The 10,787-nt window shown below is 46.3% G+C and carries 10 protein-coding genes and 1 pseudogene; all 11 read right to left on the bottom strand.

The features are described from left to right. Positions 1 to 183: 183 nt before the first annotated feature. The 11 genes and pseudogenes from AC27IT_RS27190 to AC27IT_RS27240 all read right to left on the bottom strand — a co-directional run bounded on the left by AC27IT_RS27190 (position 184) and on the right by AC27IT_RS27240 (position 10,548). Positions 184 to 603, bottom strand: coding sequence for an SMI1/KNR4 family protein (locus tag AC27IT_RS27190; RefSeq protein WP_283858106.1), 420 nt, complete (start codon positions 601 to 603; stop codon positions 184 to 186). Between the two features lie 12 nt (positions 604 to 615). Then, positions 616 to 1,959 (bottom strand): HNH/ENDO VII family nuclease, encoded by a 1,344-nt coding sequence (locus AC27IT_RS27195; protein ID WP_283858107.1) that lies wholly within the window; start codon positions 1,957 to 1,959, stop codon positions 616 to 618. Positions 1,960 to 2,239: 280 nt separating this feature from the next. Continuing rightward, positions 2,240 to 2,710, bottom strand: coding sequence for a DUF6985 domain-containing protein (locus AC27IT_RS27200; RefSeq protein ID WP_283858108.1), 471 nt, complete (start codon positions 2,708 to 2,710; stop codon positions 2,240 to 2,242). Next, positions 2,707 to 3,300 carry an HNH endonuclease gene (locus AC27IT_RS27205; RefSeq protein WP_327944159.1) on the bottom strand — a complete coding sequence of 198 codons (594 nt, stop codon included), beginning with the start codon at positions 3,298 to 3,300 and terminating at the stop codon, positions 2,707 to 2,709. The genes AC27IT_RS27200 and AC27IT_RS27205 overlap by 4 nt, the downstream gene beginning before the upstream one ends. An 83-nt stretch (positions 3,301 to 3,383) precedes the next feature. Then, a pseudogene (locus AC27IT_RS27210) lies at positions 3,384 to 4,622 on the bottom strand (IS110 family RNA-guided transposase). A 74-nt stretch (positions 4,623 to 4,696) separates the two neighbouring features. Next, positions 4,697 to 5,440, bottom strand: coding sequence for a recombinase family protein (locus AC27IT_RS27215; protein ID WP_283858109.1), 744 nt, complete (start codon positions 5,438 to 5,440; stop codon positions 4,697 to 4,699). Beyond that, on the bottom strand, positions 5,437 to 5,703 hold the full coding sequence (locus tag AC27IT_RS27220) for a hypothetical protein (RefSeq protein ID WP_283858110.1): 267 nt from the start codon (positions 5,701 to 5,703) through the stop codon (positions 5,437 to 5,439). The genes AC27IT_RS27215 and AC27IT_RS27220 overlap by 4 nt, the downstream gene beginning before the upstream one ends. Positions 5,704 to 7,085: 1,382 nt before the next feature. Further along, entirely contained in the window at positions 7,086 to 7,382 is a 297-nt protein-coding gene (locus AC27IT_RS27225; RefSeq protein ID WP_283858111.1) for a hypothetical protein, read from the bottom strand. Continuing rightward, positions 7,379 to 7,645, bottom strand: a complete 267-nt coding sequence (locus AC27IT_RS27230; RefSeq protein WP_283858112.1) for a preprotein translocase subunit TatA — start codon at positions 7,643 to 7,645, stop codon at positions 7,379 to 7,381. The genes AC27IT_RS27225 and AC27IT_RS27230 overlap by 4 nt, the downstream gene beginning before the upstream one ends. A gap of 390 nt (positions 7,646 to 8,035) precedes the next feature. Further along, entirely contained in the window at positions 8,036 to 8,449 is a 414-nt protein-coding gene (locus AC27IT_RS27235; protein ID WP_283858113.1) for a hypothetical protein, read from the bottom strand. A 26-nt stretch (positions 8,450 to 8,475) separates the two neighbouring features. Next, entirely contained in the window at positions 8,476 to 10,548 is a 2,073-nt protein-coding gene (locus AC27IT_RS27240) for an EndoU domain-containing protein (RefSeq protein ID WP_487092229.1), read from the bottom strand. Between the last annotated feature and the right edge of the window lie 239 nt (positions 10,549 to 10,787).

Here is a 10,787-nt window from a genome sequence, read left to right on the forward strand (position 1 = left end):
TTGTTTTCCTTCACAAACGCCTTCACTTGTTCCTTACTAAATCTCGCCATAGGTGTCATCCTCTCAAACCAACCTTTCTTTTATTGTAATAGGTTTTGAGAGTTTACACAGAATATTTTACAGTCCCGTTTACACAAAAATTCTTGACAGACTCCTAATTATTATTCAATCAATAAAAACACTCTATCTGTTCGAAAACCTCTCAATTAAAAACGAAAGAAAATCATTATACTCTTGGGTACCGACACCCTCACCTTGTTCCCAGTCAACAACTGGGCACTCACCGTTTTCTATTCTGGAGGTATCCAAGCAATATACACCAGCACCAAAATTCTCAATGACAACAAATTCTTCAGGCAATCCATAACCGCGCCAATCAACAGTTTCTGTAACACACGTTGGAATATCCCTCAATCCACCACCCAAAATTTCTACTCCTATAACGCCGCCAGTTCCATATTCACGCAAGAACCATTTGTAGCTATCTGGTAGTTTCACATTTAACTTTTCTTCAATATTAGATATTTTAGTGTCACTTAAAGCTCCAACAAAAAATTTTTTTTCGGCATTTTTAATTAGCTCAATAACTTGATTCGTCTTCATAGTGCATACCTCCTAATCTTTTAATGTTTTTATATACTCTTCTGCTCTCCAAATCCAATATTCTTCACGAAATTTATTATACTGCTTATCTAAATTAGGGTCATTTCTAAAACTTCTTTGCTTTTTAGCTTTCCTTTCTTTTCTTATTTTCTCTATTTCTTCTAAAGACTTATTGGCTTTTGAAGATAGTTTACTTAGTGATTTTAGCCTCTTAAATTTTGTTTTCTCTAAAAGCCCATGCAAGACCTTATAATTTTTCTGGTGCACCGTTTGTAGAATTTCAACCATTGGACCAGGCTCAACTTGTAGGATATGGTGCAGACTTATTTTTTTGCCGTCTTTCCCAATTGGAGCCCACCCCATCTGCATTCTTTCTAGATTTGTTAATCCAGTATCTGGGTCTACCATGTTCCAATCTATATCATTTCTTTGATAAACTTTCCTTCCCTGGAACTCGACTTTAGTATAATTACTACCATTCCCCGTCCCCTCAGGCACCTTCTCCGGTGGCTTCCCAGCACTGGATGAATCCGATTTCTTGTAAACCTCGTCCCACTTCTTCTGATTCGCCGTTCGTCCGATATTCACTACCTTATCCTCAGACTTCGACGCTTTCATGACAAACCCTTCCGGCGTCACCGCTTTCGGCTGCAAAACCTCTCCCAAGCGATTCATGCCTTCCTGCATCCGTTCCGGAAGCTCCCGCACTTTCTCTTTGACTGCCCTGGCTCTTTCTTTCACCTTGGCTTTCATTTCGCGTGCCTTGTTCATGACCGCCTCTTTGGCCGCCATGATCCGCTTGTGTATCGCGTCCTTCATCTTCTTGACAGCCTCGATGATTCCCAGCTTTTCTTCCATCTTTCTCGCTGTCGTGACGACTTTTCCGATGGCCGCTTGGGATACGTCCGTTACTTTTTTAATCACATCGCTTGCTTTTTCGGTTGCCTTGAGCACTTTGCTTCCGGTTTTCGTCGCTTTTAGCGCCTTGGTCGCCTTCCCCGCCAGCTTCGCTCCCGTTGCCGCCCATCCGGCAAACGGGATGCATGCCGCAAGCGACAGGGCTGCTCCGGCGTAGTCGCCGCGCGCCAACGAGATTCCTGCATTCGGAAGGTCGGCGATTTCGCCAACTCCGGGGATCAGGCCCACGACATCCAACGCTAACTGCACGCCATCCAAAAAACTGCCCCAGCCGGACTTTTCCTCTTCCTCCTCCGGCTCTTCTGCCTCGTCTTCCTGCGGCAAGTCCTCGACGACGACCGGCGCTTTCGTCAGGCCGACGACTTCCAGCTTTGGCGACTGGATGTCGATTTTGCCTTCCAGGATCATGCTGCTTGTGCTGCACATCAGGTAGATCACTTATGGCGCCTTATTCCTCCGGGCTGACGAAGTACAGTTTGACGGCATATCCGAGCTATGGCATAAAAAAACTCCTTCCTACTTGTGGTTCAAGTGGGAAAGAGCTTTTGAAAGTTATCAAGTATTTGAATTATTTATTGCTTGATTTGTTGGTTGTACTGACGATCCTTACAACTAAGATGTACACCCAGTCTACATTTATGGTTGGTTATATGTGTCATTGGTTGAAATGCCGGGTTCATTCTGCACCGAGCAGTCCTCACTTCAGATTACCTTTTATCTATATGGCAACATCTTGATACCCTACTTCATACACCTGTTCATTCAATAAACGGAGTCCCAATCCATTTTCTATATCCCATGTACAATCAAATGTTATTCCAATATCTCGTTCATCATAAATATCTCCATACGGAACAACAATACCGACTAAATTTATCATTTCTAGTATTTGATCAGTCGTTTGAATTTCAGGGTAATTTTCGTTATGTCCAACATCATAGCCCAATTCATGCCTTTTTTGTTTATAATAGTCTAAAATTGGTTGCAATAAATTGTATTGTATTTGTTCCCATTTTTGCATCAGTGAATTATAAGCCATATATTGTTCTTCATCAAATTTACCGTCCTCTTCACCCTTAATCATAAGTGCTATCTCTGCTTCTTTTCCACAAAATTCTATAGTAGTGTACCTAACCCACCCATAATCATATTTAAGTTCACCAAAAATTGCATCATTTAGTGTTGTCATTTTAGAATCACCTTTTCACTATATTTTTTAGCGAATCCCCCGTATTCAAATGCTCCTGCGTTTATCTCACCTACACCACCAAGATGCCCAAATGTGCTGTTTATTTTTGTTGGCACAAGTTGTATTGTTTTGACGTCGTTTAATTCATGCCATGTTAATTTATTTCTTTCTCGGTATCTTTCTATATCTCTCGCTTTAATTCCACCAGCTTCCATCCCAAATTTTCGAGCTAGCTCTGGGGAACTATTAAGTTGATCTGCTAATTTTTGATCTGCTTGAGCGAAATTAGCTCTTCTAGCATTTGAACCTCGGTTTCCAATTCCACCTAGCATGTAATCAATTTCAAATTCGGCCTTTGCAACCGGCGAAAAATCAGGAACAGCATTTTTATATTGTATACCATCAATACCAGCTTCATCTAATATTTTTTTCAGTTGTGGATCTGGTGGTGGTTTAAGAGCACATTTAGATTCACCTCTTGTTCCTTCAAAAGCAACTTTTGGATTATCGGGGCCAGGAGTCTGATTAAGTCTAGCTTCATATGAACTAGCAAATTCAGTTTGCTTGAAGGCAGGCGGAGTATCATCAATCTTACCCGTCCCCTATGTTGTAAAGCTAAATCCCGCTAAAAAGATGGTGGCAGTCAAATTTTCCAATTACCACCATTCTATCATTAGGCAACTTGTTCAGCGAGAGGCGGGGCGATGTATGGAGTCTTGTTCTTCATCATGCCATAGATGATGTTAACCAGCCGCCGCATGATTCAGACTAACGCCTGCCCTTTCGTCTTGCCTTCTGCCTGCTTACGTTCGTAATAAGCAAGAAAGGCGGGGTTACGGGGGAGCTTGCTTCCTTTGGAGACTTGTACCTGCTGGACAGCAAGGTTATAGAAGATGCCGTGCAGGGTGCGGTTGCCCTGCTTGCTCTTCTGCTCCTTGCCCTTCCCTCCCGAACTGAATTTCACGGGAGCTACCCCCGCGAACCGAGCCAGCTTGTCAGGGGTGGAAAATCGGTTAATGTCTCCGATCTCAGCAACTAGAGCCGATGCCGTTACGAGGTCAATGCCTGGCATCGTCTCCAACTGAAAGCCTAGTTGCTTCATCATGCGGCGCAGTTCGCCCTCTACCGCTTGGATTTCCTCTTTCTTGAAACGGATGTCTCTCACATGGCTCTTGATGAGAAAATCCCTTGTTTCTTGGTACTCCCGTTTCGTCTCCCCATCTGCCGCCACCAATGCCAAGATTTCCTCCGCTTTCTTTGTCGAACAGGTGTTATGGCTTGATTTTAGCAACACTTTCCGCAAGTCCTCCACGCTCACGCCTGCCAGATGGTGCGGGGCGGGGTAGGTATGCCAGAACTCCAAGGCACACTTCCCGTCAATATCGCTAAAGAACTTCTTGTAACTCGGATAGTGATGGGACAACTGCATGTGAAGCTGGTTCTTGAGCGAGATATGCGCCTTAATCAGCGCATTTCGCCTTGCTACAAGCTGACCGATTGTCCAATAGATGTCTTGCGGGTTGGCATCGGGCAGGATGTCGAGCTTGTTCACTACTATCTTTGCTACACATTCCGCATCCCAGCTATCGCTTTTCTGCGTAGTTGGGTAGCTCTTTCGTTCGGCATAGGACAACGCCGAATTGACTTCCTTCACCTTCTGCTTATTCTCAACGAGGAACACGGCTAATGACCGCCCGTAGCCGCCCACGTCCTCCAATCCATAGATCGGGGTCACGCCTCTTTTGCAGAACTTCTTTACATAGGTGAGCAGTTCCTCGAAGGCGGCGGGTTTGTTCTCGAACTGGATTTCGCCTAACTTCTCATTCCAGCAGTTGACGATCACAGCAGTATGCGAATGCTTGTGCAGGTCAACCCCCACATAAATATGCTTTTGTTTGTAATGTTGGCTCAAAAGGCATCACCTCGATCTACGAATTTATAAGTATAGAAAAGAATGTCGGCAACCTCAGCTCGAGCGTTAGTCATTCACATGACCCGCATTGGGACGCAAGCCTGTCCATTCTTTTCTGGAGTTGAAACCGATTCATACTTTCCTACTTGCTCTTGAACCGTTCTGTAGCCCGCCTGATTCAGTTCTGCGGCGATTTGAGACAACGACCAAGACGGATGCTCATTCTTGATCTCAAACAATCTACGCACCGTCTCAGCCTGCACAGGGTCGATGGAGAGCGTCTTTTGTCCTTTAGCGGCTGAATAGCCATATGCCACTCTGCCGCCCGCATAGCCGCCCTCCTGCGCCTTCTTGCGCCGTCCTCGGCTCAGCTTTAAGGCAATCTCTAGCCGCTGATATTGGTCTAATAGCTCCATCATACCGTTTACGAGAAAATCATTCGGGTCATGGGCATAAATACTGTATTGCGGCTGTTCAATCGCTTTGACATCGACTTTATGCCGCTTTAGTTCCCGCTGAATCAGCACTTTGACCATATCTGCCCGCCACAGGCGGCTGGTGTTCAAGACGATGATATATTTCACGTCCTGCCATTTCAGATTGGACAGCATTTCCTGCAAGCCCTCGCGTTCTATGGTTAGTTCGTCCTCATCCACCTTTGCCCCCGAAATGCCTTCATCCTTATAGATGTCCAGCAATTCAAGGCTGTGGCGGGAACAGTAACGCTGGATTTCCTCTGTCTGGTAGGCGAGGGAATAGCCATCCTTGACTTGTCCTTGCGTGGATACACGGACATAACCGACAACTCGTGTTTTCATTCCTCTATCCCTCTTTCATGCTGTAGTCGATTGGTGATAAACGCTTTTTCCAGCCTGATATGGCATAAATCCGTCAGCCATACGCATTGAAGAGCGCAAACGGCTTTTACAATCTCTTCGATGGCTACAAGATGGTAGTTGTGTGCCTCTTGCTCCGTATAGGCTAAGATGATAGACAGATACGCCTCACAGGTTTCCACTCTCCGCATAAGCGTGATTTCCTGCTCTGTCAGTTGGGTTTGTGTCCGTGACCAATCCTTCATCCGTTCACCTCGTTTCGCAAATTCCAGTTTTCGTAACGCCTTCGGAATCAGCAAACCCCAGCCGCGCATTCCGCATATGTCGATCAGACTGGCGGCGGGGCAGTTCACAGGTTTCTATATGCGGCTGTCAAAGGGCGTAATCAAATGCTGTGGGATAAGATAGACCATATGACAGTGCGGCTTGTAAAGGGGATTACAGGCGTTTGAATTTATTTTTTTAATGAATCTACAGTCATTCCTCGTAATCCCCCCAGTGCCTAGGAAAAGAAAGGACTTGCCTCGCAGGCAAGGGGACGACATGATTCCTACGGGAAATTTTCGTGGGAAGTTGGTGCGCGGCGGCGGGGAGGGGCTTTGGGGAGGAGTAAAAGAAAAAAGCCTACCGAATAGGGTAAGCTCCGCGTAACGACACCCCCGAGCCTAGGCGAGGGGATGATAGAATGGGTATTCTTCTATTTGGTTGTTATTCTCTTAATATTATTCCGTTCTAAATTTTAGAATACGGCGTTTCAAATTTTAGAACACGGCATTCTAATTTTTAGAACGTCGCGTTTCAAAATTTAGAACATGCCATGTTCTAAATTTTAGAATATGGAATCAATCTCAACAGAAAAATAAACGCTCCCCCCTTAACTCGTTCCTGTTCATTTCGTATAGAGAAAGTAACAGGTCTATCAAGATCGTGAAAATGAATATGGAAGCTCTACCCGTGGTCGCAGAAGAACACGTAAAAAAATGCCTCGGCGTTCATCAGCCGAATGTGGTCATGTAATTTTTACCTATTACATGAACGAAGTCGCGTTAGAAGCGGAGGATTCGCCTTTGGCAAAGTAAGACGTGATGCCTTACTTCAACTTTCCCAGATTTTCCGTCGTAGTGTCCGAATGGACAGGGAACCTTGACAGAGTGGTAGTTTCCGACTATCCGCGCAGTAAAGCTACACCTGGGTGCGCTTGATGTCTCGTAGGCTTCTGGATACCTCACCTTCACACAGCCTAGTCGTTCTCCCTCGCAAGAGGGGGAACGCTCTGTTGTCCTCCCTTCACACAGGTGAACGCCCCGCCTGCGGAGCGGGCGGGGGGTGAGGCTGAGATGACTGGCACTGGTACAAATAGATAATAGGAACAGGGACATGAGTAGGATAGAAATAGAGGATAGGAAAGCATAACAGAAAGAGAAGAGAACAGAACAGGAATAGGAGATGACATCCAACAGCGAAATAGACAGAGACAGCCGAATAACTCGAATCAAGTAATTAATGAACCATGAATAGATATGTTGCTGATTAAGATCGTGAAATAACCTCGACCCTACCCCCGCCCCCATTTTTTCCCCCCAATGAAGACAGTAAAAAGAAACCCCGCACAACGGCGGGGAATGGATTAGCCAAACAACGGAAAATATTTACGATAGTAGTCTTTATGATAGTCGGATAGATTCCATCCATACTGATTAAGGAATCGAGTAACTTTCGCTGATACTTGATTCCGATGAATGACATCCTTATGTGTTGATTTGGCAAGGTAGTGAGTTAGGCTTAGTTCGGCTTGCTCCTGCGACAGAGTGTCTGTAACATGCTTGGCAAAGATGCAGGCAAGTTCGTCCATATCAGAGCCATAACCGAGCACGTTCTCCCGCCGCATTAGGGTTAGGACTGTATCTAACGGCAGTCTTTTCATGCGTTAGCCCTCCCTTCCATCGCGGCGGCGGGGGCGTGTAGCTCTTGTTTGACTCTCCATTTCCGCCATACGAGATATTGACGCTGTACGTCCAGTTCATCGTAGCCATACTGTACCATGACATTCAGAATGGCGCGGGGGATGGAATCGGTGTAGCCATACAAGCAACTACGAAACCTTTCCCAAGGAATATCATGTAGAACAACAAACGCCCGATGGGTTAGCCCTAGCTTCTGAATGCATTCTTTAACGGGATGATTCATGAATGATTTCTCCTTTCGAGATGTTTTCCCTTATAGGTTAGACACTCGACAGGCAGGAATCACACCAAACATACAGAAACACAGGGCGATTCTTGAATTTGTTACATCGGAGTAAATCCGCTCGTTAAGTAACAGGCTTACCCGTAACGGTAAAATCCGAATGAATTTACAGTACGCTACCGCATCCCGTCACACTAATCGACCAAGTTCAATTCAACCAGTAACCATAGGTTGCCGAATTTGCTTGGCTTCGTTATCTCCCGCACGTTTAACGGGTGGTGCGTGGTGCGCAGCGGGTGGGAATTTCCTTAGATTAAAAGAGAACTTTGAAAGGCGCGTAATCAACCAAGTTCTAAGAGCATAATTACGTCCAAATCTGAAATCTAAATTTTATGAATGGATTTTTGTAAGGAAATCTTCGAGCATTTTCCTTACTGGTATGCTAGCAGTAGGCAATAAGTCATTTACACGTTGTAGAATCTGGGGGTTATCCAATATCAATTTTTTACTTTCCTGACTTGAATAACTTCTTAGTGTGTCAATGCATATCTCGAATAATTCCTCATCATTAGTATTGAGCAAAGAGATTAGAATGTTAAGTTCATGTACACTACACTTATTATCCAAACAATATGCTATTTTTCTCTGCCATTCTATTGGTTTACTAAGCACTTGATTAGATAATTCTTCCCAATCACTTGGGCTAAACTCTGAAAGCATTTCGCTTGCTATGACACAGCCATCATCGTACCAAGAATCTACCGTTGTATCAGCAGATAAAAGGGTATCTAGTTCTTTGTACATATTTGGTGCCTCCACATATATTTGAATTAAAAACCTGATGGGCGAGACGCGTTTACCGTACCTGTTGGATAGCCGCTTGTTACATCATCACCAACTTTGATTACATCAATCTCTACACCATTAATAGTTGCTCTATGCCAAGTCGCTCCATCCCTCAATCTTGTAGAAATAGCTGGTGTGTTGCCAACATCAGTTATACTCTTGAGAATTTGTTCATCAGTCCATGAATCAGGAAATAGAGTGCTCTTTTTGAGTTTGGAAATATTTCCATCAGGGAACTGCTTTGTAAAAACAACATTTTTTGTACCATCTGCATTTGTTGATAATACTTCAACTGCAAAATTATTGTTAGCATTATTAATGTTTGGCGAATGTCCACCTATTAGTTCATTTTTTGGAGCCTTTCGCTGTCCTTCCAAAATCTTTGCTTCCATTTCTGGACTAATTACCGTTTTTGGAGAAACAACATTAGCACCTTGTCCCATCCCCTCAGTCCCTCGCTTTTCATTCCCTGAAGACTGATTATTGGAATACCCATCCTGCCCATTGGCTGCTTTTGGTACAGGCTTTCTATGAGAAGTATCCTTCCCAGAAGTTTTGCCACCATGTCCCGCCGGTACTCCTGTACCATGCGATCCACCTTCCCCAGCCCGATCCTTCGAAAAAGAATACCCTTCTCCCTTCTCCCAGGCCAGATAGCGTTGCCCCGTCACGGCATTCTCCATCACGACGAGCTTTCCGTTCAACTGCTCGCCCATCTTCTCCAGGAACTTCGCGATCGTCTCATTCAAATCTTTCAGCACATCATCCAGCAGCTTCGCCTTCGTCTTAAACTTCCCGTCCTTGAGCGGGATACCCCCCAGCATGTCTTGTGCGGCTGAGCCGTGCAGAGGGCCGCCTTTTCCTTTTCCGCCGTCTGCATCACCCTCGCCATGCGGCTGCTTTTTAGGGCCGTTTGGCGTGTCTACGTCTACATCCAGCTTCGCCGCTACTTTCCCAGTCTTCAGCGCCACTGTGCCCGCGCCTCCGCTTACGGCAGTTAACCCGGCTTCCAGCAACACCATGTCTTTCTTGAAGTCGTTTTGCCCTTTGGCGTAGCTTTCTTCTACCGATCGGGTCCACAAGCCGCCGTGCAGATTTTCCTGTCTGTACTGCCCGTCTTTCACGAACGGATCGATGTAATCGTTGTATAGTCCTTCGCCAATCGATGCAGCCGCTCCTCCTGCATCCTCTACTATATCCGCAAACGCTTTTTGGCCGGTCACCACTTTCTCGGCGTAAGCGACTGTGCTGGTGACGCCTTCGACCGCTCCTTTGGCCAGATTGTTCCGCTCGGTCAGTGAGCCGACTTCTGATCCGCTCACAAACTCATACAAAGCTTGGGCGTCCTCGCCTCCCAGAACCCCTGTCACGACCAGGTCGCCTGCGTCTACCGCAACACTCCACAGGCCCGCCAATGTATCTCCCAAGGCAGCAAACTTTCCTTGGACCTCTGCCCACTGGTTCTCCATCGTTCGCCGGGCCATGACCATGGCGACACCGTTTGCCTGTACATCCTGCTCGAACGCGCTCAAAATTTGCGGAAACGAATGGCGGGCACTCGCTTCGAGCTGAATTTTTTCGCTGCTCGCGTTTGCCTCTTCCACCAGCTCCAGTGCATCCATTGCCGTTTTGACATACAGTCCCTCTGCCCCCGACAAATGGACAGCCGCACCGCTCAGACTCACAGCGCCCTTTCCTCGGATGCTTACCTGTGAAGCGCTATTCAAGCTGACGCCTGCTTCCTTGTTCATCGAGATGTACAGCATGCCTTCCTGCGCGGTCATTATCAACTCTTTGTCGCCCAGTGTAAATTCTTTGCCTTGGGGGATGCCGAACGATTTAACTCCCGGGTCCTTCATTTTCTGCGCTTGCTTGTGGGCCGCCTCTCCTTGCGGGGCATGACGGACGGAGTTCATGACCATGCCGTCGTCTTCTTCCGCGCTGGGAAAGTACAGTTTGACTTTGGAGCCAATCTCTGGCATGAGGTATAAAATCTGGTTGCCTTCCGCTGCGTACGGGAACCATTGGGCTTTGCTGGCTTCTTGTTTTTTGTCCATGTTCAGATGGATTTTGACCTGATTACGACCAACCTGGATGATCTTGCCGTCGATGGCAGCACCGATGATCGCCCGGTTGTACAGCTTCGTCTGTTTCACGGATTCGGGGACAGCACACACATACGTCCATCTTAGCAGCCCTTGCTCCAACGTACCTGTCACCTTCGTGATGACAAATGTTCGTCCATCGCGCTGCACCTCATCGCCGATGTGCAAAAGCTCGTCGTGCTCGAAGGTGT

The organism is Brevibacillus sp. YAE8 (genome assembly GCF_057543335.1).

What these genes read in the sequence shown, in the direction of transcription:
- AC27IT_RS27190 (WP_283858106.1), bottom strand. Translation starts at nt 603, where the DNA reads ATGAAGACGAATCAAGTTATTGAGCTAATTAAAAATGCCGAAAAAAAA.
- AC27IT_RS27235 (WP_283858113.1), bottom strand. Translation starts at nt 8,449, where the DNA reads ATGTACAAAGAACTAGATACCCTTTTATCTGCTGATACAACGGTAGAT.
- AC27IT_RS27225 (WP_283858111.1), bottom strand. Translation starts at nt 7,382, where the DNA reads ATGAAAAGACTGCCGTTAGATACAGTCCTAACCCTAATGCGGCGGGAG.
- AC27IT_RS27215 (WP_283858109.1), bottom strand. Translation starts at nt 5,440, where the DNA reads ATGAAAACACGAGTTGTCGGTTATGTCCGTGTATCCACGCAAGGACAA.
- AC27IT_RS27240 (WP_487092229.1), bottom strand. Translation starts at nt 10,548, where the DNA reads ATGGACAAAAAACAAGAAGCCAGCAAAGCCCAATGGTTCCCGTACGCA.
- AC27IT_RS27230 (WP_283858112.1), bottom strand. Translation starts at nt 7,645, where the DNA reads ATGAATCATCCCGTTAAAGAATGCATTCAGAAGCTAGGGCTAACCCAT.
- AC27IT_RS27200 (WP_283858108.1), bottom strand. Translation starts at nt 2,710, where the DNA reads ATGACAACACTAAATGATGCAATTTTTGGTGAACTTAAATATGATTAT.
- AC27IT_RS27220 (WP_283858110.1), bottom strand. Translation starts at nt 5,703, where the DNA reads ATGAAGGATTGGTCACGGACACAAACCCAACTGACAGAGCAGGAAATC.